This window comes from Mycobacterium sp. IDUB_39 (genome assembly GCF_055419205.1).
The window spans coordinates 358,570-384,511 of record NZ_JBVAXF010000003.1 but is presented as its reverse complement, the minus strand read 5'-3'; the positions used below and the strand labels follow the sequence as shown (position 1 = coordinate 384,511).

Here is a 25,942-nt window from a genome sequence, read left to right as displayed (position 1 = left end):
AAACGGGACGTCGGCACAGGTCAGGGGCGGTACTCGAGTGTCAGAACTCGTTCAGGGACCGTTGTCTGTCCGGGCGGCCGGGTTGGTGCGGATGCGGGCTTGGTCACCGAAGCCGGTCCCGCCGGCACACACGGAATGCGCTTGTACCGGTCCGCTATCGCGCACACTAGGACACGCATCCGACAGAGAAGGAGGAACGGTGCCGGAACCCAGCCCTGTGGCCGAGTTCGACTTCGTCATCGTGGGTGCAGGCAGTGCGGGCTGCCTGCTCGCCAACCGGCTCAGCGCCAACCCCGATCACCGTGTGCTCTTGATTGAGGCCGGCGGCAAGGACAACTGGTTCTGGATCAAGGTGCCGGTGGGCTACCTGTACACAATCGCCAACCCCCGCACCGACTGGTGCTTCACGACCGAGGCCGACCCAGGTCTGGCCGGCCGCAGCATCCACTACGCGCGCGGCCGCGTGATCGGCGGCAGCTCGTCGATCAACGCCATGATCCATATGCGAGGACAGGCCAGCGATTACGACCTATGGGCGCAGGCCACCGGTGACGAGCGCTGGTGTTGGGGTGGCCCGAACAGCTCCGGCGAGACGCTGGCGATTTACAAGGAGTTGGAAGACTACTTCGGCGGAGCCGACGACTGGCACGGCGCCGGCGGCGAGATCCCCGTCGAGCGGCCGCGGGTGCGCTGGAAGATCTTGGACGCCTGGCAGGCCGCCGCTGCCCAGGTGGGCATTGCCCCGATCGCCGAGTTCAACCGAGGTGACAACGCCGGCAGTGCATACTTCCATGTCAACCAACGGCGCGGCCGTCGCTGGTCGATGGCCGATGCTTTCCTGCATCCCGTCGCCCACCGACCAAATCTCACCATCTACACCCAGACCCAGGCCTTACAGCTGCTGATGGACGACCAGGTCCACGAAGATCAGCGCCGCGGTGCCTGGACGACAGCCCAGCGCCGCGCCACCGGTGTGCGGCTGCTCAAGGACGGCCAGATCATCGACGTCCAGGCCCGCCGCGAGGTGATCCTGAGCGCCGGCGCGATCGGGTCCCCGCATCTCATGCAGGCATCGGGCCTCGGCCCGGCCGGGCTGCTCACCCAGCATCAGGTGCCGGTGGCCGTCGATCTGCCGGGAGTGGGTGAAAACCTCCAGGACCACCTGCAGCTCCGGACGGTCTACCGGGTGCGGGGCGCCCGAACCGTCAACACGCTGTACCGGAATTGGATCACCCGTGGCGGCATGGGACTTCAGTACCTGTTGCTGCGCTCAGGACCCATGACCATGCCGCCCTCCACGCTGGGCGCTTTCGCCAAGAGCGATCCCGCGCTGGCCAGTCCCGATTTGGAGTGGCATGTGCAGCCATTGTCTTTGGCCAAGTTCGGCGAACCGCTCCATCCTTTCGGAGCGATCACTCCCTCAGTCTGCAATCTGCGACCCAGCTCGCGGGGTCATGTGCGGATAACCAGTGCCGATCCGCTGACCTACCCGAAGATCTCCTGTAACTACCTGTCCACGGACGCCGATCGCCAAGCCGCCGTGCGGGGCCTGCGGATGACCCGGCAGATCATGGCGGCGCCGTCCCTGGCCCGCTACCGCCCAGAAGAACTGCTTCCCGGCCCGCAACTGGTGAGCGACGACGACCTGCAGCAGGCGGCCCGGGAACTCGGTACAACCATCTTTCATCCGGTGGGCACCTGCGCGATGGGAGCCTTTGACGCGCGCGGTCTGCCGCGGTCGGCCGCTACGGTGCTCGACACCGATTGTCGCGTGTACCGCGTCGCCGGCCTTCGAGTGGCTGATGCTTCGGCGATGCCCACCATTACGTCCGGGAACACCAACGCGCCGGTCATGCTGATCGCCGAACGCGCAGCGCGGGCAATCCTGGGATGAGGACGTTCAATACCGAGTGGTCCCCCGCCGACCCGGAATAAACTCCGCGCCGGTGAACTTGGCTCAAGAGTCGATCCTTCCCCGACTCAGGAGCATCCATGACCCGTCCCGTCCGCGTCGCCGTGCAGATTCAGCCCGGCGGCACCCCTGATTACCGCACATGGCGCGACACCGTCCTGGCCGCCGACGACCTCGGCGTCGACGTGATCTTCGGCTACGACCACTTCCATCGCCCGGCCATGGAGGCGATCGTCGACGGCAAGCCCGTCATGTTCGACGAGCAGCCCGACGTCGCCAACTTTGAGGGTTGGACCGCGCTCGCGTCGTGGGGCGAGATCACCTCACACGCCGAGATCGGGCTCCTCGTCACCGGCGTCGGCTACCGCAACGCGGACCTGCTCGCTGACATGGCGCGCACCGTGGACCACATCAGTGGCGGTCGGCTCATCCTGGGCCTCGGCGCTGGGTGGTACGAAAAGGACTACACCACATACGGTTACGACTTCGGGACCTTCGGCTCGCGCTTCGATCTGTTCGACGACAGCCTGATCCGCATCGAGAACCGGCTCGCTGCACTGATTCCGCCGCCCGTGCGCAAGCTACCGATCCTCATCGGCGGCACGGGGCCCAAGCGCTCGCTGCCCGCCGTTGCCCGGCACGCCGACATCTGGCACGCGTTCCAGGACCTCGACGCCTTCCGCAGGTCCAGCGACCGCGTCGACGAGCTGGCAGCGACGTTCGGCCGCAACGGCGCCGACATCGAACGCTCGACGCTCTGGGAGAACGCCGACAGCGCCGATGCCTTCCGCGAGGCAGGAGTCACCTTGTTCCAGACCGAACTCACCGCCGACAACGGTTACGACCTCACGTCTCTCAAGCAGGTGCTCATATGGCGGGACAACGGGTGACCACGAGCAAAGCTATGGCGCGCACGAGGCTCTACAGAGTGACACGGTAGGCGACTCTCCGTGTTGTGGCTGCCGAGATCGCTGACGTCAGTCGGCGAATGGATCGCGATCCGGCCGCTCGCTGGCCGGCGCCACACGTGCCGGCGAGATCATGACGGTCCGCCGAACCACGACCTCTCTGCGATCGCTTCGCCGATGCCGCACCTCAACGCGGTGCTCGCCCTCGGCGAGCAATCCCGCCGAATGCCGTGTCCCGGACCCGACCGCCTCACCATCAACCCACCACTGCGTGCGTTCGGGTTCACGGGCCGGCTCCGCCGGATGCTCCGGATCCTGTACGACGCACTCCAGCTCCACCGGCGTGCCGACGGTGAACCTCGCCCCCTCAGCCGGATGCACAACGGTGATGACAGGGCCGATCGGCTCGACCGCGATCGGATCGGTGCGCGCAACCGCCGATCGCACACCGTCGGAGTACGCGACGAAGAACTCGCATCGCCTGCCACCCGGGAGCCGATCGGCTGGAATGGATATCTTCGCGCGGGCCGGGCCTAGATACACGCCGGTGAATCGGTCCTCGGCCCAGCGGTAGATCACCTTCACGTACGCAGTCGAACTGTCCACCGCACGCGTTCGATGCAGCGCCAGCACCGCGGGCCGGCCCCCGGGAAACGTCTCACCCGGTGCCGCGCGTTTTCCACGTGTGGGTCGCGCGACGACCTCCACTTCAACATTGGGGGCTTCACCGATGCGCCGCGTCCACAGCACAACGTCGCCTCGGCGAAGACGAACCTCGGCGGCCTCATCGTCAAGAGGAATGTAAACACGTACCCGCCAGGTGAGCATCGGACTGCACACCGCCTCACTTTTGATGCGCGGCATCTCAGTGCGCAGCACCCGGCCCTCGGCATCGACAGTCTCGGCGAACACGTCGCCATGGTCGGGCTGCACGCCCTCTGGCCACCGGTGGATGCTGGTCGTCGATCCGCAGCGGCGCGGCACGAATGTGTAATCACGCATCAAACGTCCACGCACGAGCAGAAATTCGCGCTGGTCGGAGAGTTCCCGCATCCTCATCACTCAGCCTCCGATCTCGTTCCACAGCCGCTTCCAGCGTGCGGGGATCGGCCATGTGTTGTTCGGGGTGCCGAAATAGGTCATGACGTCGGCGACGCCGGGGCCCGGTGTGACGGCCAGCGCGCGCGGGAGGGAGCCGCCGGTCGGGCTGCCCAACGTCCCTGCCGTGTCGAAGGGCACGTCGGTGTGCATGGCCTTGTCCGGCCATTGGGACGGGGCGTCGCCTCCGGTGGGTGGGTCGTCGCCGGGTTGGGCGAGCCGGACGTGCTCCTGATTGAGGCAGTGCGAAATCTCATGGGCCGCATACGGTCCGTCGTTAAGAGGGGTGTAGCAGACATTGCTCGGGACGTCGTAGGCTTCGCCGCGCCTCCAGTCGCCGGGGATGAGCACCCAGATCGCTCCGTCATCGTCGGGACAGTCCGATCCGAGCCATTCCGTCAACTCCTCCCCGATGCCGCAGTTATGCAGATCGTCGAAGTCGTCGAGCATGCCGCGGCGCGCGCCAGCCACCCATATCTCGTCGTCGGTGAGCGAAAAGCGGTTCTCGATGCCGACTCCCGGCAGCGGCACGATCCCGGCTGTCGGCGTTGGGAAGAGCGGAATGGCACCCCGAATAGTGTTCTCGCACACCGCTGCCGACGGGGCGCCCGCACCGTTCCAGTTCACCCTCACATAGCGGAACTGCAGTGTGCGCCGACGCATGTAGGTGGCGCTCGGCGAGTACTTCGTCGCCGTCTGCGACACCCCGGCATACGCGCCGACCGCGCCGTATCCGCTGACCCACGCCTCGACCTGATACCGAGCGGTCCCGGCGGCCCAGTCCCCCGGGAGCATGAAGTTCAGCGCCTCGTCCGTCACATTGAACGACGGCGAGCTTGTGACCGTGATCGCGGTGCCCGGTGTCGCCTGCATGGGGCTCACTGCCGGTGCGGCGTCGATCCACTTCGACCACGCGCCACCGCGAAGCATGCGGATGCGCCCTTGCACGTTCGGGACGATGTCGCCGCCCCACCCGGCCAGTCCGTGGCGGATGAGCGCACGAACCACGGTGGGCTTGTGCTCGATGAGTGCGATGTCGTTCGCCGCTGTCTGCAGTGACTGCGTCACCTGGATCGTTTCGATTCGCAGTTGCGGATCTTTCGTGGCGTACACCCGCACCGTGCGTGTCACCCGCCCGCCGCACGCTCCCGACGCCCGCAGTGTGTAGCGCCATTCGGCAGGTTTGGAGTGGGAGACGGCGCCGAATGTGTGGCTGCCCAACAGTTGCGGCGTAGTGAGCGTGGTCGATCCCGACAGCAGCGGCGCGCCCGCGGTGTCGCGGGTGATGGTCACGTTCGGGGCGTTGCGTACCGTCCAGCGCAGCGTGAGGTGCTCGCCGTCCCCAAGCACCGTGGTCGTTTGGTTGTTCGCGGTGAACGACACGATCTCCGCGACGCCGGCGGTGATGGTGTTGATCGCCGACGATGGTGGGCACGTCCCGAAGGGCGCGACGATGTCACGTTCGCCGGGATCGCACGGCAGCGCATTGAGCTTGCGGATCAGATCGTTCATCTGTCCGGCCCACGCGTTGTATGCGTCGATGTGGGCCTTGTCGCCGAAGCCGACGGGGCCAGACGCGACGCGGTCCGGGAGGACGGCGGTGATCTTCGTATCGGACCACGACGTCGGTGCGACGACGCGACATCCGTCGAGGGTGGGCAGCAGCAGCACCGTGTTGGTGGGCTGTGTCGCGCCGAATCCCTTGCCGCGGATGGTGATGTCGTTTCCCGCACACGGCCCCGCGATCGAGACGCCGGAGATCCCAGTGCTCCACACCGCCCCTGCCTCCGGGGCGGCCGTCCGCAGTTTGTCCAGGGCACGCAGGAGGCCTCGCACCGTGGCGGTGCATCTCATGAACTTCTCGACATCGGGGTCGATGTAGTTCGGGTGGTCCCACCACCACGGATACCAGGGCCCCCAGCCGTCGGGGTCCCACTTCGGGGGCTTCTTGAACCTGTTGAGGAGGGACGCGAGCCAGTCCTCGATGACCGAGCCGGAGCCCGGGCCTTTCGGCATACCCGGGATGCCCGGCACGCCAGGAAGGCTCGGCACGCCAGGCAGCTCGGGCATCCCCGGCATCTGGCCCCCCATGAACGTCTGCACCGGCGGCGGCGCGATCCACGACCGCACCGCCGAGACCCCGATCCGGCCTAGCAGCTCGGCCGCCGCCGGGCCGCCGCCTGTGCGATGCGCGTCGACGAGCGCCGCCGCGAACGACGCACCCAGCGCGACAGACATGACGGCGTCCATCGCAGTACCGGGATCGAGATCCGATCCCAGAGCGCCGGCCACCGCGAGCCGCGCGACCCGCACCAGCAACGCAGTCGCGGCCGTCTCGTCGATCGCCGCATACGCCGAGGGATCGACATATCCATCCGAGTCCGCGGTCAGCGCATCGGCATCGGTGAGCACTCGGCCGCGCTCCATTTCCACCGATCGCGAGTCGTGACACGGCGCGCAGCACCCGCCCGAGGTTGGATCGAATCGGGAAACCTCTGGGAGGGCAGCCGCGTTCACGACGGTCCGCAGCATGAACGCCAGCCGCTGCTGTGCGTGCACATCTCCGGTATCCGCTGCGGCGGCCGCGACCGCCAGGTCATCGAGCATCACCAGCGGGCTCGTGAGGCCCCCGACGAACCGCGCGAACCGGTTCAGCTCACCGTGATCAATGGCATCGACCTCGGTGCCGGGCTCGGCGATCAGGTCGCGCAGCATGTGTCCGACGGGCGACCATCGGACGATCTTGCTGCTTGGCGGCACGACACTGGTCGTTTCGCGCGGTTGCCTCGTCGCTGCCTTCTTCGCCATGACTCCCCCATCGCGGGCTGAGATTCACGAGCAAGCGCGGGGTGAACCAAACACCCTGTTGCTGACGTGGTCCTTCGGTCCGCTCAAGTCCAGATTAGGGCGCGGTAAGCGTTTGGGGATCCATTTGGCGACCTCAAGTGCATTCCACTCTCAACCGCCACTATCGATCTCTCGGAGTTCCCAGCCCTCCTGCGCCGTGTTGTCGAGGGTTGGGCGCCAACCGGTCGCTGGCGAGAAGACATGCGCGAACTGGGGCTGCGCGTGCACCGTGTCTACCTTGAGCAGCCGCAGGCCGGGGTCCTGGCCGCGAGCCGGGTGACCGGGAGCGCCCACGAGATCCAGGCCATCGAGACGGTTTTGGGAATCCTGCGATCAGCCGGGTTCCATGAGAGGGAAGCCGTCGACGTGTATCACGCGTTCATCGGCCAGATGCTGGGGTTCGCGGCGCTCGATGCCGCCTTCGAAGCTCTGCCCGCTGAACGTCAGCAGCACGACGACGACACGTGGCGCGACACCTATGCACAGTTGCCGGCCGAGATGTACCCGAACATTGCGGCCACCAGCCGTCTGCTCGACGAGTCGATGACGCGAAGCGCGTGTGAATCGGCTCTTGACCTTCTGCTGGACGGCATTGCCGCGAGACCGAACGTCTACCGGCCTGCCGGTTGAACCTCCCTCTGCTCGACCCTGTTGCACGACAGCGCGTTTGGTTGCTCCGCTCTCCATCGCTCGACGTAACAGTTATTGCCCGCGAATAGCCCGACGAGCATGCCCCGCCCTGTCTGGCGCAACGTGCCAGTACACCTCGCCAGAATGATTGCGGCCACGAGGTCAGCGAGGATGAGTGCGATGAGGTAGACCATCAAGTGGATGTGGGTTACCGATATCCAAGTGGCGAGAGACACCGCGAAGATGGTCACTGTTGCCGCCGCGAAGCCGATCGCACCGTAGTACAGAGCTGACCGATGGTCGCCGCTACTGCGGCTGCGATCAGCGTCGCGCCCAAAACCAGATGCGCTCTTCAGTACCGAGAAAATCGGGCCTCTTCGATAACACCATGACGATGACCAGCTCCCACGACGATCTGGACTGTGAATGGTGCGGCCCAGCTAGGCATGTCCCCGGTGCGAAGGTCGATGGCGCGCGGCCAAAGTTGCGATAAGAGGCGTGACCCCATTCTCGGGTAAGGCGGCCGGCGACGATGGCAGAACTGCTGGCGGCAATGAGCATAAGCCCAATTCCGTTGACGGCAGAGGAACCGGCGTGCCCGCCGCCAACCGACCTGGGCGCCGGGTTCGGCGGCAGTCAGGGTCGTCCGGTGCTGGGCCACCCACCGACGCGGATCGCGCCGAACTGAAAGCGATTCCCCACTGCAGTCGAGACCCGAGCCGACACTCAGGGTCCGTGCATCTGCGCGCATCAGACGCTGAGATGACATTTCATATTGCGTGCATAGCTTGGCAAAAGCGGTGCTAGCGTCCCCGTTGACTCAGCCGTCAACGCGTGGGACCGCGAAATCCGCACGGTCCCCGCACAACCGAATAATTCAGTAGAGGAACCAATGACTCGAGGCGAGGGAACCCCGTTCGACACGCAGCCCGAGTGGCCGTCCGAAACTGTTGGTGCGACCGATCCACGCGATCTCACGTTGCCCTTGTACGGAGCGACGTTCGGTCAGGCAGTATCGCGGTTCTTCCGCAGCTACGCTCGCTTCTCCGGGCGCGCTTCGCGCAGTGAGTACTGGTGGGCCGTACTGGCATTCGCATTGGTTTTCCTTCTCTGGGTGGCGTTCGTCGTCGCCGCCGGAGATGAAAGCAGACTCGAGACTGCGTCCCTCGTAATCCTGCTAGTAATCCTCCTGGCGTCCGCGGTTCCAGGCTGGGCACTCTTGGTCCGCAGGCTCCACGACGCCAACCTGTCAGGGTGGATGTCCCTGCTAACCGTGTTGCCCTACGTCGGATCCGTGATCAGTATCGTCTTCGGCGCCCTGTCCTCCAACCCGCTCGGGGAACGTTTCGACCGCCGTTGAGGGTTGCAGCTCCTCCGCTGGTTGGCGCTGTGTCAATGAGGAGATAAGCGGGCGTTGAGGGTTCAGTTCAGTTGCGCTCCCCTGACTAATGCACCTGTGTCTAGCCGCGCAGTGAGCCAAGTGTTGATGTGTCGATGAGCGGCCTCGGCTATCGGGGAGGAGTCTCCTTGTTGGGTTCGGCTAACGGTGGATTCAGGAGTCCGACCGCGCGACGGCACTACCTGGCGGCCTATGACGAGTTACGGGCGTTGAGTCCGCCGCCGGACGTCGTGCACGATGTTCCCACGATGTTCGGCAGCGTTCGGGTGTATCAGCACGGGCCAGACCGTGGTGTGCCCGTCGTGCTGATACACGGATTCTTCCTGACCTCAGCCATGTGGTGGGACCAAGTCAACGGCCTGGCACAAGATTTCACCGTCTACTCGATGGACATGTTGGGTCAGCCTGGAGCAAGTGTTCAGTCGAGACCGATGTTCACCGCAGCGGACTCCGCGCGCTGCATTGATGCGGTTTTGGAGGGACTAGGGCTACGAGGTGTGCATCTGGTGGGGCATTCGTATGGTGGTTGGCTCGCCACCCATACGGCGGCGCGGGCGCCCCACCGGTTGGCGACGGTGACACTGGTTGATCCGGCCAGCACCGTGGCTCGAACCTCTGCCAGGTTCTGGCGAAATCTTGCGCACCTGTTGTGCCGCCCGCGTTCGGCGCGAGCTGGACGCGCCGCGGCGTGGATTGCGGGTCACCCCGCGCCGGGTAGTTCCATCGATATGCTCACCGGACTGTTTGTGGCCGGATTCGCTGCCTTCGCGCCACCCCTGCGAACGCCACCGTTGCGTTTCACCAGCGATCGCCTGCTGCGTTCGGTGCATCTCCCGGTCCAAGTTCTTTTGGCGAGCAACACTGTTCACGACTCAACAAAGGGGCTCCAGCGGATGCAGTCGGTGGTGCCAGACATGGCGGTATCACCTGTGGCCCACCACCTCACATGCGTTGCCGGCTGAGATCCCCGATGAGGTGAACGCTTGTATCCGTCAGTTCGCGATCGAACACCGTAAAGGTGTTTAGCGGGTGCGGCCGTCGATGGTGCCCAGCTTGCGGTGTGTCATATCGGGTCCACGCAGTCGGGACAATCCGGTACAACCAGAACACAAATCGACGCCGTGCTGCGCCGATCTGACGTCGGAACCCATCCCCCACAACCTCGGCGCGCGCCTACCGGTCAGCGGATGACGCAGGCCCGCTAGACCGGAGGTTAGCCACCATTGGTGACGGGGTTCGACGTCAGCGTGAGGAAGCCGCCGTTGACCCAGACGCCCCAGCGGCCGCCCCAGGCGGAGTTCCACACCACGGGCTGTCCGACGAAGAAATCGGCGGGTTTCCGCGGGGCCCAGTCCGGCGGCACCTCGCCCTGCGCTGGCGCTGGTGGTGGCGGAGGCGGCTCAGCCCCGGCCAGAGGAGCGCCTATGCCGAGAACGGCCGCAGTTAGCCCGCCTGCAACCGCGACGGCCGGCAGGATCTTCGTGACCAAGTTCATGAGCATGACTCCTGCGTTGAGGCTGTATCCAGAAACTTAGGAGACTTAATCATATTACAGACCGGCCCGACCTCGGGGGGATACCCGCGGACACGCCGGTTCGTCTGGAACGGGGGCATCCGCACACCCCCGCGTTGCCCGACAGCTGACGTTTCTCCCAGCCGGTCCCGCGGGACAGGCACGGCGTCGAGCCGCGTCTGTCCGTACCGTCAGGATCAGCGGAGCGGATCCCGCCCGTTCCAGGCGACGAGACGGTCGATGGCGGGCGCGTCGTCGGGGATCGGGACGGCCTCGGCGAACGGGACGCCGACCTCGTCGAGGCCCATCGCGGCCGAGATCTCCTCGTAAAGCACTCGGCGGTTCTCGGCCGGCAGGATCTTGTGTGCCGCCTGCAGCGCTGCGGCGATCACCGTGTCGTCCCAGTCGGGCCGCTGATCGGTCGCGACCGCAAGGTCCCACGTGTGGACGGTCAGCTCGGAGAAGTAGGACGCCAGGACCTCGGCGCCGCTGCCTTGGATCCACGGCAGTGCCATGGGTCGTTGGAGCAAGGTGTCATCGCCCCAGGCATCCGCGGCTCGTCTCGCTGCCTCCCGCCACGCATTGGGCCAGCGATCGTCGGGGACCGGAGTCTCGGTGACTGCGAAGGGATCCTCGCCGTTGCCGAGCGCGGCAACGCGGCCAAGCACGCCGATGAGATGAGCGAGCAGCGCTCGCACGTCCATGTCTGTGCATGGCGTCGGGTCGGCGAGTCGCTCTGGCCGGACGCCGGCAATGACGACCCCACCGGTGGCGATGGCACGGTCGAGGATTGGGCGGGGATCCTTGAGGTCGTCGCTGGCGGAACTGGCAGGTGTGATCATGGCGCCATTGTGCCGACCTAAACCGGTCACCTAGTGGCCAGTTTGATGTGAAAGTGTGGTCACATGCGAGCCGACCGGCTGGTGGCCATCCTCCTCCTGCTGCAACGCCGCGAGCAGGTCACCGCATCGGAGGTCGCCCTGGAGTTGGAGGTGTCCGAGCGCACCGCCCGCCGCGACCTCGAAGCGTTGAGCGTCGCCGGGGTGCCCGTGTACTCCATGCAGGGCCGAGGGGGCGGGTGGCGCCTCGTGGGCGGCGCTCGCACCGATCTCTCAGGGCTGACTGCGAGCGAGGCTCGCGCCCTGTTTCTGGTAGCCGGACCCGCCTCGACGGCAACCCCGGGCGTGAAGACCGCTCTGCGCAAGCTCGTACGCGCCCTGCCCGAGCCCTTCCGGGAGCAGGCCGAGGCCGCCGCGACATCAGTCGTCGTAGACCCACGACACTGGGGATCCAGCCAGGTCGAGCCCCGACCACCCCGGCTTCTCGACGAAGTTCAGGAGGCGGTGATCCGCGGCGTCCAGGTACGGCTCGGTTACATCGACCGCAAAGGCTCCGAGACCGAACGGACCGCCCACCCGCTGGGCATCGTCGCCAAGGGCCCGACGTGGTACCTGGTCTCCAATACGGAGGCCGGTCGACGGACCTTCCGGATCGATCGTGTCTTGTCGGTCGAGTTGACCGACGATCCCGTTCAACGACCCGAGGGGTTCGACCTTGCCGAGAGCTGGCGCGAGATCGCCGACGAGGTCGACCGAAAGCGCACCCCCCTCGAGGCCCAGGCCATGTGCGCTCCCGACGGACTCGGCCTGCTCCGGGCGATGTTCGGGGGCCGCCTCGAAGTTGGTGGTTCCACGCCCGACGGCCGGATCGAGATCGTGATCCGCGGCCACAACGAGTACGCCCTCGCAGGCGAACTTGCCGGACTCATCGAATGGCTCGAGGTCATCGGCCCGCAGGGCGTGCGCGACCACCTCGCCTCGATCGGCAGCGCGCTTGTAGCGCAGTACAGCTGAGCCCGGCGCCACTCGCTCGAACAAGTCGCACGGCCTCGGCCTCATGGGGCGGATGGATCGGCTTCTACTTCGGGGACGTACAACAGGGGCTGACCGCTAGGGTCTGCCGCGCTGCACCTGACCACATGCTGTGTCAACGAGAAGATAAGCGGCCGTTTAGGGTTCAGCTCATTTTCGCTCCCCCGCCAGATGCACCTGCGTCGAGGCGAGCAGTGAGCCAAGTGTTGATGTGTCGATGAGCGGCCTGCGCCATCGGAGTCGGGTGGCCCGTGAATCCATGGGGAGCTTCAGGGTAGACGCGCAAATCGATGTCGACCCCGGCTGCCGACAATCGCGTGGCCATGGCCAGGTTGTCTTCCAAGAGGATGTCGTCGGTGCCGACGACGGTGAGTATCGGGGGCAGGCTCGTGAGGTCGGCGTAGATCGGTGAGACGTCGGGGTTCGTCCGGTCTGGCGCGGTGCCCGCATAGGCGTCGAGAAAGTACTCTTCGGCGATCCGACGTCCGGCTGGTGTCTGCGCCGCGAGGTCGTAGGTTCCGAATTGCAGGACAGCGGAACCGAACGCGGTGAGTCCCCGATCGCGTAGACGCAGAAGCGTGACCATCGCCAGCGTCGCACCCGCGGAGAAACCGGTGACCGCGAACGTCGTGGTACCAAAGCGACGTTCGGCGTTGTCGACGAGCCAGAGGGCTGCGGTCTCGCAGTCGTCGGGTGCGGATGGCCATGGATGCTCAGGGGCGAGCCGGTAGTCCACGCTCACGACCGCGATCCCAAGGGAGTCTGCGAGATCCCGGTTCGATGAATCACTGCCTGCGGCTGATCCCATGTAGAACCCGCCACCATGGATCTCGAGAAGGACACCCTTCACGGCCTTGGCTTCCGGCAGGTGAATCCTCACCGGCACGCTTCTCCCATCGGCGTGCGCCAGCTCGGAAACCGTCGACAGGTCCGACTCGGTGGAAGGCACCGCGTTGGCTCGGAATTCGCGAAGCTCCTCCCAGCTGTTCGGACCTCGGCCAGCCGCACGCCTCGCGTAGAAGGCGCGTGACTCATCGGCAAGAGTCCACAAGTGGGGATCGATCAGAGAGGTCAAACCAAAACGCACGACTAGCACCCTAGGAAGTGGAGCGGCATTCCGGCCGAGACGCGCCGCTACCCGCGCTATCCATCGAATCCTTGAAACATGACGATCACCTTCGGCCATGCAGTGACAATGTTGGGCATGACGATTGCGGAGGACGCCCAGGCCGAACGGGGCGCACTCACGGAGTCGTTGATCGACGTGGGTCCGTCGGCCCGTACCGCGTGCGGCGAGTGGACTGCACTGGACCTTGCGGCCCACCTGGCGGGTGAGGAGCGCAACGGTGGTGTCACGACCTTCATCGCTCGATCCCTGGTGGCACATGGTGTTTCGGTGAGGGGCACACCGAAGATGGTCGACACCGCCCTGCGCCTGGAGCGGCGCCACGGCTTTACGGCACTGATCGACCGACTGCGTCGGCCCATGCCGCGACTGTTACTACGGCCGCGGGTGGCGCCACTGACCTTGTTCGAGTACTGGACCCATCACGACGATCTCATCGGCTTCACCAAAGGAGCCCACGCCGTGCCAGCAACACTCGCGGCGGTCGTTCCCCTCCTGCTGCGCTATCAGCTCAAGCAACTGCCCGCGAGTGTCCGGGTGGCGGTCGGTACCAGCGACGGCAACCACCGGTGGTCGGTCGGGCCCAAGTCGGGCTCAGAGGTGATAGTCGGCGGTGCTCCCCCGGACCTGGTCCGATGGCTGTCGGGGCGTCGAACACAGGGCGAAATCACCATCACCGGACCCGACACCGCCGTGCAGGCACTACGTGCATTCGTGGGTCAAGTGTGAGTGACGGGTACCTCTAAACGATGCATCAGAGCACTGCCGCAATCCTGAAGGGGTCAGTGCCACTCCCCTCGTCACACGCTGGGCCCCGCACCACTAGTCAAGCAAGGCGAGATCACCCGCCTCAGCGCCCTGCTAAGGCGGTCGGCGGCAACTTGGGTTTCAGTGAATATGCAGCAATCGAATATGCGGGGCTACGCGTAGTGGCATTCGTCGGATGAATCAGCCATCTCAACGTACATCTCACTTCAACTACCAATACAGTCGAATCGAGTACGGCGGAGTTGCCAATAAGACCTACGCACTGGGCGTGTCGGTCATCCTGGCTGCCGCTGATAGGCATGCATACGTTCGACTCACGGGCGCGACCGGTGTTCCACCCTAATAAGGTGCCCCCACTTTTTCCTGGCGAAGTCGGCGGCATCGGCGTTCTCGAATGCCCAGCGATACTCGTACCCGCAGCGTCGTGCGACTGCCCGCCCCCGCGCGAGCTGTTCTTCCGCTCGCACAATTCGCTCTTGAATGTACGGGCTGAAGATCGCGCCCCCGATGGCTGGCGACGATGCCCATTCATGTCGTGTCTTCACCTCCCACACGATGTTGGCATTCTTCGTGTCCCGGCCGTCGTACGCCATCCTGTGCGGCACTTCGATACCCGTTTGTGGTCTATCGGGATCGAGATCGGCAGGCGCCGTCACCTCGAAGTCCTTGTCCGAGCCGCTGACGAAGGTTGCGTAGGCGTTGTGGTCTGGGTCTCCGCCCCCGCGGTTGATCTCACGCTCGCGGCATGGACCCTTCCGTCGCCGCCAGCGCTCCTCTTCGAACGCCTCTTGCCGAGCCTCAAATTGGTTAAGCCCCTTGATGATCGCTCTGAACGACATGTCGAGTGCAGTATCGGCATCGGTCCGCTTTCGCGCCGCATTCAAGAACACGGCTGTGCGCGCCGATCCGTCGCGGTCGGCAATCTCTGGATGTAGGCCTATCCCGCCGCCGACCCTGGACGGCCATGGCCGGTAGCGCACACCGCTGATCTGCGCCCCGGTCGGCGGCGAAAGTCTGGCGATACTCTCGGGGAAGTAGTGCAGGTAGATTTCCAGCACGTCGTCGCCCGAACCCGCCTTCGCGATGTCGTCCTCAAGCGCATCGAGCATGTGGAATACCGTTGGGGTGTAGTAATAGCGCATCTTGCCGCCAACGCCCGTCGTCGCGATGTCGGCGTGGGTTCTTGGTCGCTTCTCGAGGAACTGGTCGGCCGCCTTCCCGCCACGATCGGTCGTCGCCTGCGGAAGTTCCAGATAGAACTGAACCGTCGCCTGGTTTGCTTCCTCCCCCAGCTGTTGCAGCGTCCGTTCGAGCCACTCCCAAGAACCAGGATCCGGCGCCCCGGCCTGCGGTTCGGTCATTTCCTCTCGAGGCGACTCGGACTGAGGCTCGACTGAAGTTCCGCCGGGAGGCCGAGTCGGAGGTGGCGCAGTCGGTCTCACCTGCGGGCGTACCGGAACCCGAATTGGAGGTCGCACCGGCACGGGCGCGGGTTCGTATCGCAATACAGTCCCTGCCGCAACACGGCCTTCCGAATCTTGTAGCACGTGGGTCAGTTCGTGGGCCAGCAGCCGATCACCTTCGCGGTTGCCTGGATTAAAACGTCCCGTGTCGAAGTAGATGTGGGACCCAATGGTGAACGCGCTGGCGCCCAGAGAGCGCGCCGCTACGGCGCTCGAGGCGTCGGTGTGGATGATGACGTTCTGAAAAATAGGTGCGTCCGGCCGCTTCGTGCCGTGATCTGGGTACGACCCAGTCACGAGCTGCGCGATTTGGTCAGCCTGTCGTTCGCTGGGGTCGTCGCGCTCACTTACAAGATTCTGACCTGCCGCGCTGTTTACTGACGAAACATGCCGCGTCGCCCCAGATGCCTCGAATTTCATCGCCATTGTGGTGCGGACGGCCGACGGCAGGGCGGCGCCGGGTGAGCGTGAAGCATCGGAGACGAGTCCAGCCATATTCTGATGTCCTATGGCTCCGCCGTTGGCGGACCTGCGGACCCGCTCAGGCTGGTCGATGCTGTCAGGACAACATGGGCAGGAACCTCCCGATGCTGCGCATCGTCGGATCACTCCGGTCCACTGCTCGGCCTGATTATCCAACCCACGTGGCAACGCACCAGCAGTTTCGCGACCGGCAACATGCAGAAGCGCCTCCTCGCGTAAGCCGGCGTGTCGCCGTTGTATCGCGGGTTCTGAAACACATTCTGCGCCGGGCATTTCGCTCGCCTTCATAGCAAACACGCTTACACCCCCGACTGGAGCGGCTGTTCCCAGACTTTACTCCGCGGTCTCAAGTCGGAAATGAGTTCCACATTCATTCCTTCGGAATTCATCGAGTGATTCTCGGCTCATCGGGTTCGTGTGGATGACCTGAATTTGAGGACAAGATCGCCCCGCATCGGATGCGAAGATGTCCCGGGTGTCGTAGTACTTGAGATGGCTGCCCCACGCTCAAGAGCCATCCGCTAAGACGAGCCCGCGAGACAACCATCATGGCAACCGCTCCAAACGCTCGATGGCCCGCTTCACCGCGGCACAGACCTCCTCGACCGACGTCGCGTACTCGTCTCGTCCGGAGACGAGCCGATTGCCGTTGATGTGGTCGCTGCCGACGATGATGCGCGCCCGTAACGCATCTCTCTCGTACCAAGCGCGAATCACCACGACGAGCGTTTCCGACGTCGAATCTTTGCTGGGCACGGATCGAGAATGGCCACGACAGATCAATCAGCTGTCACACGACAGTCAGCGGACCGTGATCACGTGCATCGTTCCTGATACCCGGCGTTGACGATGTGTTGACGAACCGCTCATCACACTGGAGATTAGGTACCACGTGGGGGCGCACGAGGGGGCGATAGTGGCGACGCGATCGAAGCATGCAACTGCGACTGTTATGGCAATGCAAGTATGTGTTCTCGGGGGGTTCGAGGTGCGACGCGAGCGCGAATTGGTCGCGCTCCCATTAAACGCACAGCGTTTGGTCGGCTTCCTCGTCGTACGCGAGCGACCACAATTGCGGCTGACGGTCGCCGCGTCGCTGTGGCAGGACACGACCCAGGCGCGGGCGGCGGCTAACCTGCGCACCGCGCTGTGGAAGATTCGGCAGGAGTGCGGCAACCTGGTCCGCGCCGACCGCAACTACCTCTCGTTGGACGAGACGACAACGGTCGACCTGGCACAACTCTTGGCACAAGCCCGCCGTCTGATCGATCCCGATGAAGTGCTCACACCTGCCGATGTCAGCACCCGCGGTTTGATCGGCGACCTACTCCCCGATTTCGACGAGGAGTGGATCCGGTTCGAACAGGAACGTCTGCGGCAGTTGCGTATTCACGCACTTGAGTCACTGTGCCGGCGCCTCTCCGCGTGGGGGCGGCACGCCGAAGCCATCGACGCGGGGCAGGCCGCCGTCGCGGCCGAGCCGCTTCGCGAGAGTGCCCAGCACGCCTTGATCGCCGCCCATCTCGCCGAGGGCAACGTCTGTGAAGCCAAGCGCCAGTTCGGTTTGTACCGCGATCTGTTGTGGGAGAGCCTTCGTCTCATCCCCTCTATCGCGCTCAACGAACTCGTCACACGCACACGTGACGCGCAAAGCAACGATGCGTTGACGCACCGCTGACTGCTGGTCGGCAAGATTCCCGACACGCACTTCTCTACCCCGGCCAGAACGCGGGCGCGGGAGGTGTTGTGTCGATCTCGTTGCGACACCCCGTCTCTCCCGAGGAGGGCATATGCCCATAGCTCCTACCTACCCCGGTGTCTACATCCAGGAACTGCCGAGCCAGTTCCGCGCGATCACCGGCGTCGCCACCTCGGTCGCGGCGTTCATCGACTGGTTTCCCAGAGGTCCGCTTAACGAGGCGATACAGGTCAACTCCTGGGCGGACGTCGAGCGCACCTTCGGAGGCCTGCACATCCGCAGCGAGGCGAGCTACGCGCTCGACCAGTTCTTCGCCAACGGCGGGTCGACGGCGTGGGTGGTGCGGGTTACCAACGCGGTGACGCCCGACATCGCCGCCACCATCGGCGTGCGCTCTGGGAACACCGGTGGCGCAAAGGTGCTTACCCTCACAGCACGCGAGCCAGGCGAGCGGGGCAACTTCATACGGGCCATCATCGAGCCCGGTTCCACCACGAAGACGTTCAACCTCGTGGTGCGGGAGGTACTCATCGCCGAAGGTCGACAGACCGTGTTGCGCGAGGAGCGCTACAACGAGCTCAGCAAGACGGCGGCTGACACAAACTACGTCGACACGGTACTCGACAACTACGGCGCAATGGTCAGCGGCGTGAGCCAGGGCACGGCGACAACCCTCCCGTCACCATCAGGAACCATGAGCAGAGTCGTGCCTGCGCTCACCGCGCTGCCAGCCAATCACGTCATGGACGTCGAGCTAGAGGTCGCGGGCGGGCCAGATGAACGTGAATTGGACTTGGGTGCAGAAGATTTCGCCAGTATCGACGATCTCGCGGCGCGACTCCAGGGCGCACTGCGCGGTGCGATCCCGAAGGGCGATTTCGATCCCGCCAGAGTCGAGTTCACCCAGGCGACCGTGCAGATCACAGTTTCTGGTGACCGCTTGCAGGTCCTGGCAGGTACCGGAGCAACGACCGATGCGCGGTTCTCGTTCTCGGGTCCGCTGGCAATGCCTGCGGCACTGAAGCTGTCCCCGTCGGAGAACGAGAACATCGCCGCCTACCAACTAGGCGAAGGGGCCTCGCGCGCCCAGATCGCGGGCATCGCCGGCGTTGACGGTGATCTCCCCCGCGTGCAGGACCTCGTCGGGCAGGAGGCCGTCAGCCCGGCCACCGGGATGTACGCGCTTAATCTGGCCGACACGATCAACCTGCTGTGCGTGCCGCGGATATCGCTGGTTGAACCCCCTCCGGCACCTAGCAGGCTAACCGAGGCGCAGTTCGATGCTGCCGTCGCGGCATTCACTCTGTACTGCCAGCGGCGCCGCGCGATGCTGCTTCTCGACGCACCCGATACCGCGACCAGCCCGACCGCCATCAAAGCGTTCATGACCAAGCACTCCGTCGTGCGGGACCCGAATGTCGCGCTGTTCTATCCCCGCCTGACCATCGGCGACCCGCTGCGCGACTATCTCGACCGCAGCATCGGCGCATCGGGCGCGATCGCCGGGATCTGCGCACGCACCGACGCCAACCGCGGCGTGTGGAAGGCCCCGGCGGGCACCGAGGCGCTGGTGCGTGGCATCACCCGGCTGGAGACCAAGCTCACCGACGCCGAGAACGGGATCCTCAACCCGGTCGGCATCAACTGCCTGCGCACGTTCGACCTCTACGGCCACGTCAACTGGGGTGGGCGCACCCTGGTGGGCGTCGACTCGGCGCCCAACCAGTGGAAGTACATCCCCGTCCGGCGGCTCGCGCTGTTCCTCGAGGAGACGTTGTACCGATCGACGCTGTGGGTGATCCACGAGCCGAACGACGAACCGCTGTGGGCCCAGATCCGGCTCTCGGTCGGTGCGTTCATGAACGACCTGTTCCAGAAGGGGGCGTTCCAAGGCCGCACGAAGCAGGAGGCCTACTTCGTGCACTGCGACAGCACCACCACGACGCCGCTCGATCAGGAACGCGGCATCGTCAACCTCACCGTCGGCTTCGCACCACTGAAGCCCGCCGAGTTCCTCATCATCTCGATCCAGCAGATCCCGCCGCAAGTGGAGGTGTGAGCCGTGGCCCAGTTCACCGTCAACCCGACCCGCTTCGACCCGTACAAGAACTTCAAGTTCAAGGTGAAGTGGGACGGCAAGTACGTCGCCGGTATCAGCAAGGTGACCGCCCTGAGGCGAACGAGCGAACTCGTCGAGCACCGCGAGGGCGGACAGCCGTCGACAAGCCGAAAATCACCCGGCCGCACCAAGTATGAGGCCATCACCCTCGAACGCGGTGTCACCCACGACCCCGAGTTCGAGGCATGGGCCAACCGGGTCTGGAACCTGAGCGGCGGCCTCGGCGCGGAGGTGTCGCTGAAGAACTTCCGCAAGGACCTGCGCATCGAACTCTTCAACGAGGCCGGTCAGGTGGTCATCGCGTACAACGTGCGCCGCGCGTGGGTCAGCGAGTACCAGGCGATGCCCGACCTCGACGCGAACGCGAACGCCGTGGCGCTCGAGCATCTCAAGCTCGAGCACGAAGGTTGGGAGCGCGATCTGGATGTGCCCGAGCCCGCCGAGTTCGGAACCTGAGTTGAGCGACGTCAGCCTGTCCGGTCGAACCCGCATCGAGGGTAGGCAGATCCGCGGCGCCGAGTTCCGGGACCTCGCCGGCAACGACGAACTCGCGGCCCGCGACGACGCGGACGGGCTCACGGTCGAGTTCGCGACCCGTCTGCTCGCCTCATGCATTCTGACCCTCCGCACCGACGGTGGCGAGTTGCCGGCCAGCAGAGACCACGTACGCGCGCTCACGGCAGGTGACCGCGAGACGGTCCTGCTCGCGCTGCGCCGGGCGGCCTACGGCGACCGCCTCGATCTGCTCGTCACCTGCCCCGACGTGACGTGCGGCGCGATCATGGATGCTGCTCTGACCGTCTCGGACCTGTTGCATGGCCCCGTCGTGTCCTCGACCGATCGAGATGTCGACGGCACTGGTGTCCGCCCGGTGACGGGTGATGACCTGCACGCGGTCGCCGCACTCGCGCTGGACGACCCAGATGAGGCCGTGCGCAGACTCGCCGCGCGGTGCACAGGACGCGACGACGACGGCGCGACCCTCACAACCGACGAGCTCGCGGCGGTCGAGACCGCACTCGAAGCGCTCGACCCGCACGCCGAGCACGAGCTCGTGCTGAGGTGCCCCGAGTGCGATCTCGCGTTCACGTCGTCGATCGACGCCGGCGAGTTGCTTCGGCAGGAGATGACCGCCTCGATCGCCGAACTCGACCTGAGCGTCCACCTGATGGCGTCCACCTATCACTGGCGTGAACGCGACATCATGGCGCTGCCCATCATCCGTCGCCGGCGGTACCTGCGGGTACTCGGCGACGCGCTCGCGACGTCGGTCAGCCACTGACATGGGCAGCGTGCTCTCATCGCTGGCCCGGCGGTCGTCGGCGTCAGCTGCCGTAGGCGGTCCCGGCCAAATCGGGCGCGCACGCACACCCGACAACCTGACGTTCACCCTGCCGGCGCGCGCGGTCGATGACGGCGAGCCGACGGGCGACGTTGCCACCGAAGCATCAATTGCACCAACCGCTCTCACGTCGAGCCCCACCCCCGCGACGCCGACGCACGGCACCTCCTCAGGACCGTCGTCACGACCGGCCGCTACACCCGCACTACGCATCTGGGGACCGGCCGACGCGACCGGTGCGCCTCACCCGGTCGCCGCGCCGGAGCCGCTACGCGGTTCGACACCAACGTCGCCAACCGTCCGCAAGGCCGCGGTCACCGGTGAGGACGGGCTCCCGGCTGACACGCTATCTGCGGGCGCGGCGCCACAAGTGGTTCCTCCCTCGGCATCTCAGATTGACCCAGCACCGGACCGAGTGTCGGAGAACCGAGCCGACGCCTCCGCCGCCGCGCCGACCAGGACCACGCGGTCGGCCGCTGCGATCGCGCACCCGACGCCTCAACCCCCACCGCCGCCCACCGTCGTGTCCGCCCCGCGGCTGGCAGTCCTGCCCTCGCCACCGGCTGCGGCGTCATCCACCCCGCGAACCATCGACGTTCGTATCGGTCGCGTCGAGATCACGCCCGAGCGCGAGACGTCGAATCCGACTCGGAGCGCGCCTGTTCGGACATCGGAGACGGCGCGCGACCCGTTCGCGCGTGACAGTGCGGCCCGCTCCTGGAGTGACCGCTCGGGAAGCTGGGGATGAGTAACGCGCTCGCCATCGCGTCGGTGACCGCAATGCTGCGGCACCGGCTCGAGAGTGCGTTCGCCGAGGCGGCGTTGGCCTTCCCGACGGGCGTCCAGGGCGCTAATGCGTTCGTGCAACGACCCGGCGGCGCGCACGCGGCGGCGACCGCAGGAGCCGACATCACGTTGTACCGGACATCCCCGCATCCGCAGTGGCGCAACTGCGACCTGCCCACCCGAGGCGGCACCGGAATGCTCACGGAGAAGCCGCTGCTCGGGCTCATGCTGCGTTACATCGTGACGACGTTCGGGGCGACGCAGGAACTCGAAGCCGAGCAACTACTCGGCATCGTCGTCACCCACCTGCACACGAATGCAACGCTCACGCGCGCCGAGATCTTGACCATCAAGGCCGCGCTCCCCCAGGCCTTCCTCGCCGACACCGATCTCGACACCCAACCCGAGCTCGTCAAGTTCACCGTCCTGGCCATGGAGGACGAGGACATGAACCGGGTGTGGTCGATGATGCCGGACGGGACCTTCGCACCGGCCGTTCTGGTCGAGGCGTCAGTGGTGTTCGTCCAACCTAAGATTCGCGTCTCGGCACCGCTCCCGGTTCTCGAACGCGGGCTCACCGTCGTACCGTCACGACAGCCGCTGATCGTGCGCATCGAAGCTGAGACCGGTGGGCCCACCGCACCGATCCTCGCCGGGCAGCCGGTCTTGATCCGCGGGCTTCGCCTCGACGCGCCAAAGCTGCGGGTCGAGATCGACGGCGTCGACGTGCCGCCCGCGTCGGTCACCGGGTTGGACGACGAACGGATTCGATTCGTCGTGCCCGCCACCACACTCGCGGGTGCGCGTGGCGTGCGGGTCCTCCATGATCTGCCGGGTGTGCCCCCCGTGCTCGGTGCCGTGTCCGGTGTCGTGCCGATGATTGTGCGCCCGAAGGTCACGGGCACCGCGAAGGTCGCCGGGAGGATCAGGGTGAACCTCACGCCAACGATCGGCGTTCACCAGGCTCTCGAGGTGCTGCTCTCGGATGCGGCAACAACAATCGCGTTGCCCGCCCTGCGGGCGACCCCGAACCGGATCGATGCGCCGTTGGCCGGTGTGGCGGCGGGTACCTACGTGGTGCGCGCCCGGATCGACGGTGTCGAGTCCGTTCCGACGTCGTCGATTCCCGGCGGCCTGATCGACACCCCGAGTCAGGTGGTGTGATGAACGCCGACAGCGCATACGTCCGGGATCGGGTGGGCGATCTGCTCTCCCGGCTCCTCGGACGGGAATCGGCGCCGGTGCCCGCCATGCCCGAGTCCGCGCTCGACCGGTTGACCAACACGTGCGCGCTGTCCGCGGCGGACAGCGACCTGCTGCTCCTGTTGGCCGGGCTGGCCATCGATGCGTCGATCGCGGCGGAACTCGGTCTCGACGGCTGCTGCCACGGTGCGGCGACACTCGCCCAACTCGCGGACCGGATACCCGACGTGCAGTGGAGCGCGCTGGCACCGACCGCGCCGCTGCGCCGGTGGCACCTCGTCGAGCTGACCTCGGAACGCATCCTCGACGGATGGGCCCGCATTGACGAGCGAACGCTGCTCGGCATCCTCGGGGTGTACACGCTCGATCCTCTGCTCGACGCGCTCGCCGACCCCGCGAACCCGGTCGATGCGACGGCGGGGTCACCGCGTCGGCTGGCCGCCGTTGAGCGGGTACTCGACGTGTGGCGTGGGTGGGACGGCGAGGGCCCGGTCCCCGTCGTGCTGGTCAGCGGTGCCGACGCCACCGGAATCGCGGTGGATGCGGCGCGTCAGGCGGGATTTCAGGCCCTGGCGTTCCGTGCGGCCAACCTCCCGACCGGGCCTCGCGAGCAGGCCGAGGTTGCCGCGCTTCTCGAACGTGAGGCCGCGCTCGGCCCGATCGCGGCGATCCTGACGATGGCCGATGGCGCGGCCGAGCCGGCGGCGTGGAACATCGGGCGACGCTGTCAGGTGCCGTTGCTCATCGCCACGCGCAGTCTCCCGGCGGTCCACGACCTGCCGGGTCGGGCGATCGTGCACGTCGAACTCCCCACCGAGACCGTCGCCGAGCGCACCGACGTGTGGCGGCGCGAACTCGGCAGTACGCTCGCCGCGCAGTGCAACGGGGCCACCGAGGTGGTGGCTCACCGATTCGTCCTCGGCGAGGCACAGATTCAGAGCGCGGCCGCCGAGGTTCGCAGCACCTGGAATGACAACGGCGCTGAGCCGACGCGGATCCTGTGGCGTGCGGCCCGTCGCCAGGCGCGGCCCGATCTCGACGAGCTCGCGACCCGCGTCTCGACAACGGCCGAGTGGGACAGCCTCATCCTGCCCACGGCGCAGAAGGTGATGCTGCGCGAGCTCATCGCGCACGTGCGTCACGCCCATCTCGTGCAGGACCAGTGGGGATTTGCGAGCAGCGGCGCCTGTGGCCCCGGCGTCACCGCGATGTTCCACGGCCCCAGCGGAGTTGGCAAGACACTGGCCGCGCGGGTCGTCGCAGGAGAGCTCGACCTTGACCTGTATCGCGTCGACCTCGCGCAGACGGTGTCGAAGTACATCGGTGAGACCGAGAAGAATCTCGCCCGCATCTTCGATGCTGCGGATGCGGGCGCTGCGATTCTCGTCTTCGACGAGGCCGATGCCATCTTCGGGAAGCGCTCAGAGGTCAAGAACGCCAACGACCGGTTCGCCAATATCGAGGTCGCATATCTACTGCAACGCCTGGAGAGTTACCGCGGACTGGCCATCCTGACGACCAATCTGCCCGACAACCTCGATCCCGCATTCACACGGCGCCTCCGCGCGTCCATCGCGTTCCCGTTCCCGGACGTCGCTGCCCGCGAACAGATGTGGTCACACGCGTTCCCCGCCGCCGCGCCGACGGCCAACCTCGACATCGAGGCACTCGCACGGCTCTCGGTGAGCGGAGGCAGCATCGCCAACATCGCCCTCGGTGCCGCGGTGTTGGCCGCCGACGCGGGTACCTCGATCACGATGCACAACCTCCTCGGTGCGGCGCAGTCGGAGTACGCCAAGCTGCATCGCACCTTCGGAGCGGCCGAACTGGACGGTTGGACCGCGCAACCAGTCTCGAACACCAAGCCGCGGAGGGCGGGATGAACGCGCCGCACGATGTTCGCGTCGTCATCGACAACCTCGCGCTGCCGAATCAAGGAGACGGCGACGCATTCGCGTCCGCGGTGGTTGCCGAACTCACACGACTGCTCTCCGCCTCCGAGGGGAACCCTCAGCTCGAATCGAGACTTGACATGCGCAGCGTGTACGTCGACTCGGCGAGCGTCTCGCCGGAGGACATCGCCGCCGTCCTGGCGGGCATCGTGCTGGGAGCCGAGTCATGACGCTGATGAAGGGCGCGTTCGTCGTCTTCCAGACTCGAATCCCGGTACCGACGGACATCATCGTGTTCCAGTTCAATACCGAGTCGCTGCAACGAAGGTTCGTGCCTCCGACGGACAACCAGACCGCAGGTGAGAAGGGCGGCGGACGGCAAACCGCCCAGAGCGGCCCGCCGACGGAGAGCCTGACGGTGTCGATCGACCTCGATGCGGCCGACCTCCTGGAGAAGGCGGATGCTGTCACCACCGCGGTCGGCCTGCACCCGGCGATCGCGAAACTGGAGTTGTTGATGTATCCGGCGTCGTCGGTCCTACTGCTCAACAAGGGTCTCGCGATGGCCGGCATCGCCATGCAGGTTTCCGTCATCACCCCGACCGTGTTGTTCGTGTGGGGAACCACCCGGCTGCTGCCTGTCCGGGTGACCTCGGTGACGGTGACCGAGCAACAGTTCGATCATCGGCTGAACCCGATCAACGCGAAGGTCGAAGTCGGGCTGACGGTCCTCAAGTCCGAGGAGATGGACGAACCGTTCGCCACTCTGGCCACCGTCACTCAGGTTGCCAAGGAAGGTCTTTCACGCATCGGGACGGTGCAGAGCGCCGCCGACATCACCGCACTGCTGCCGTTCTGAGCGGCCCGACGACCCGATAAGGAG

The 25,942-nt window shown here is 65.8% G+C and carries 24 protein-coding genes; 17 read left to right on the top strand and 7 right to left on the bottom strand.

Annotation, left to right across the window (positions count from 1 at the left end):
• The first annotated feature begins 217 nt into the window (after nt 1-217).
• Together ACZY0X_RS13785 and ACZY0X_RS13780 are read left to right on the top strand one after the other, a co-directional pair.
• Entirely contained in the window at nt 218-1,894 is a 1,677-nt protein-coding gene (locus ACZY0X_RS13785) for a GMC family oxidoreductase (protein WP_463771159.1), read from the top strand.
• A 98-nt stretch (nt 1,895-1,992) separates the two neighbouring features.
• Entirely contained in the window at nt 1,993-2,802 is an 810-nt protein-coding gene (locus tag ACZY0X_RS13780; protein WP_463771157.1) for an LLM class F420-dependent oxidoreductase, read from the top strand.
• Between the two features lie 87 nt (nt 2,803-2,889).
• On the opposite strand, the gene ACZY0X_RS13775 is transcribed toward ACZY0X_RS13780, so the two are convergent.
• Entirely contained in the window at nt 2,890-3,822 is a 933-nt protein-coding gene (locus tag ACZY0X_RS13775) for a hypothetical protein (protein WP_463771155.1), read from the bottom strand.
• A 60-nt stretch (nt 3,823-3,882) separates the two neighbouring features.
• Nucleotides 3,883-6,726 carry a hypothetical protein gene (locus ACZY0X_RS13770; RefSeq protein WP_463771154.1) on the bottom strand — a complete coding sequence of 948 codons (2,844 nt, stop codon included), beginning with the start codon at nt 6,724-6,726 and terminating at the stop codon, nt 3,883-3,885.
• A gap of 141 nt (nt 6,727-6,867) precedes the next feature.
• Here ACZY0X_RS13770 and ACZY0X_RS13765 point away from each other — a divergent pair, with 141 nt between their 5' ends.
• The 3 genes from ACZY0X_RS13765 (at nt 6,868) to ACZY0X_RS13755 (ending at nt 9,756) form a co-directional block, all read left to right on the top strand.
• Nucleotides 6,868-7,395 (top strand): TetR/AcrR family transcriptional regulator C-terminal domain-containing protein, encoded by a 528-nt coding sequence (locus tag ACZY0X_RS13765; RefSeq protein WP_463771583.1) that lies wholly within the window; start codon nt 6,868-6,870, stop codon nt 7,393-7,395.
• 892 nt (nt 7,396-8,287) lie between these two features.
• Nucleotides 8,288-8,755: a DUF805 domain-containing protein gene (locus ACZY0X_RS13760; protein ID WP_463771153.1), complete on the top strand. Its 468-nt coding sequence runs from the start codon at nt 8,288-8,290 to the stop codon at nt 8,753-8,755.
• Between the two features lie 134 nt (nt 8,756-8,889).
• A complete protein-coding gene (locus ACZY0X_RS13755) occupies nt 8,890-9,756 on the top strand; it encodes an alpha/beta fold hydrolase (RefSeq protein WP_463771151.1) in 867 nt (288 codons plus the stop codon).
• A 251-nt stretch (nt 9,757-10,007) separates the two neighbouring features.
• Here the strand turns inward: ACZY0X_RS13755 and ACZY0X_RS13750 are convergent, their stop codons facing one another.
• Nucleotides 10,008-10,289, bottom strand: coding sequence for a hypothetical protein (locus ACZY0X_RS13750; protein WP_463771150.1), 282 nt, complete (start codon nt 10,287-10,289; stop codon nt 10,008-10,010).
• 215 nt (nt 10,290-10,504) lie between these two features.
• The gene (locus tag ACZY0X_RS13745; RefSeq protein ID WP_463771148.1) at nt 10,505-11,149 is read right to left on the bottom strand and encodes a TIGR03086 family metal-binding protein; all 645 of its coding nucleotides are present in this window, start codon (nt 11,147-11,149) and stop codon (nt 10,505-10,507) included.
• Nucleotides 11,150-11,212: 63 nt separating this feature from the next.
• Here ACZY0X_RS13745 and ACZY0X_RS13740 point away from each other — a divergent pair, with 63 nt between their 5' ends.
• Entirely contained in the window at nt 11,213-12,160 is a 948-nt protein-coding gene (locus tag ACZY0X_RS13740; protein WP_463771146.1) for a helix-turn-helix transcriptional regulator, read from the top strand.
• A gap of 163 nt (nt 12,161-12,323) precedes the next feature.
• On the opposite strand, the gene ACZY0X_RS13735 is transcribed toward ACZY0X_RS13740, so the two are convergent.
• On the bottom strand, nt 12,324-13,265 hold the full coding sequence (locus tag ACZY0X_RS13735) for an alpha/beta hydrolase (RefSeq protein WP_463771144.1): 942 nt from the start codon (nt 13,263-13,265) through the stop codon (nt 12,324-12,326).
• Nucleotides 13,266-13,343: 78 nt separating this feature from the next.
• Here ACZY0X_RS13735 and ACZY0X_RS13730 point away from each other — a divergent pair, with 78 nt between their 5' ends.
• The gene (locus ACZY0X_RS13730) at nt 13,344-14,033 is read left to right on the top strand and encodes a maleylpyruvate isomerase family mycothiol-dependent enzyme (RefSeq protein WP_463771143.1); all 690 of its coding nucleotides are present in this window, start codon (nt 13,344-13,346) and stop codon (nt 14,031-14,033) included.
• Nucleotides 14,034-14,386: 353 nt separating this feature from the next.
• On the opposite strand, the gene ACZY0X_RS13725 is transcribed toward ACZY0X_RS13730, so the two are convergent.
• On the bottom strand, nt 14,387-15,727 hold the full coding sequence (locus tag ACZY0X_RS13725; protein ID WP_463771581.1) for an eCIS core domain-containing protein: 1,341 nt from the start codon (nt 15,725-15,727) through the stop codon (nt 14,387-14,389).
• On the opposite strand from ACZY0X_RS13725, the gene ACZY0X_RS13720 reads away from it, so the two are divergent.
• Nucleotides 15,620-15,916, top strand: coding sequence for a hypothetical protein (locus ACZY0X_RS13720; RefSeq protein ID WP_463771622.1), 297 nt, complete (start codon nt 15,620-15,622; stop codon nt 15,914-15,916). The two genes, ACZY0X_RS13725 and ACZY0X_RS13720, sit on opposite strands and share 108 nt — an antisense overlap.
• A gap of 648 nt (nt 15,917-16,564) precedes the next feature.
• On the opposite strand, the gene ACZY0X_RS13715 is transcribed toward ACZY0X_RS13720, so the two are convergent.
• Nucleotides 16,565-16,774, bottom strand: coding sequence for a hypothetical protein (locus ACZY0X_RS13715; RefSeq protein WP_463771142.1), 210 nt, complete (start codon nt 16,772-16,774; stop codon nt 16,565-16,567).
• A gap of 202 nt (nt 16,775-16,976) precedes the next feature.
• On the opposite strand from ACZY0X_RS13715, the gene ACZY0X_RS13710 reads away from it, so the two are divergent.
• From ACZY0X_RS13710 to ACZY0X_RS13670, 9 genes are all read left to right on the top strand, one after another.
• Nucleotides 16,977-17,696 carry an AfsR/SARP family transcriptional regulator gene (locus tag ACZY0X_RS13710; protein WP_463771140.1) on the top strand — a complete coding sequence of 240 codons (720 nt, stop codon included), beginning with the start codon at nt 16,977-16,979 and terminating at the stop codon, nt 17,694-17,696.
• Nucleotides 17,697-17,808: 112 nt separating this feature from the next.
• Entirely contained in the window at nt 17,809-19,776 is a 1,968-nt protein-coding gene (locus ACZY0X_RS13705; RefSeq protein WP_463771139.1) for a phage tail sheath C-terminal domain-containing protein, read from the top strand.
• A 3-nt stretch (nt 19,777-19,779) separates the two neighbouring features.
• Entirely contained in the window at nt 19,780-20,292 is a 513-nt protein-coding gene (locus ACZY0X_RS13700; protein WP_241405347.1) for a phage tail protein, read from the top strand.
• 1 nt (nt 20,293) lies between these two features.
• Nucleotides 20,294-21,118 carry a hypothetical protein gene (locus ACZY0X_RS13695; RefSeq protein ID WP_463771138.1) on the top strand — a complete coding sequence of 275 codons (825 nt, stop codon included), beginning with the start codon at nt 20,294-20,296 and terminating at the stop codon, nt 21,116-21,118.
• A 10-nt stretch (nt 21,119-21,128) separates the two neighbouring features.
• The gene (locus tag ACZY0X_RS13690) at nt 21,129-21,926 is read left to right on the top strand and encodes a hypothetical protein (RefSeq protein WP_463771136.1); all 798 of its coding nucleotides are present in this window, start codon (nt 21,129-21,131) and stop codon (nt 21,924-21,926) included.
• Complete coding sequence (locus ACZY0X_RS13685; RefSeq protein ID WP_463771135.1) at nt 21,923-23,128, top strand: Pvc16 family protein; 1,206 nt, start codon at nt 21,923-21,925, stop codon at nt 23,126-23,128. The genes ACZY0X_RS13690 and ACZY0X_RS13685 overlap by 4 nt, the downstream gene beginning before the upstream one ends.
• Nucleotides 23,128-25,050 carry an ATP-binding protein gene (locus ACZY0X_RS13680; RefSeq protein ID WP_463771134.1) on the top strand — a complete coding sequence of 641 codons (1,923 nt, stop codon included), beginning with the start codon at nt 23,128-23,130 and terminating at the stop codon, nt 25,048-25,050. Before ACZY0X_RS13685 ends, ACZY0X_RS13680 begins: the two co-directional genes overlap by 1 nt.
• Complete coding sequence (locus ACZY0X_RS13675; RefSeq protein ID WP_463771132.1) at nt 25,047-25,289, top strand: hypothetical protein; 243 nt, start codon at nt 25,047-25,049, stop codon at nt 25,287-25,289. The genes ACZY0X_RS13680 and ACZY0X_RS13675 overlap by 4 nt, the downstream gene beginning before the upstream one ends.
• The gene (locus ACZY0X_RS13670; protein WP_463771131.1) at nt 25,286-25,918 is read left to right on the top strand and encodes a hypothetical protein; all 633 of its coding nucleotides are present in this window, start codon (nt 25,286-25,288) and stop codon (nt 25,916-25,918) included. Before ACZY0X_RS13675 ends, ACZY0X_RS13670 begins: the two co-directional genes overlap by 4 nt.
• Nucleotides 25,919-25,942 lie beyond the last annotated feature (24 nt).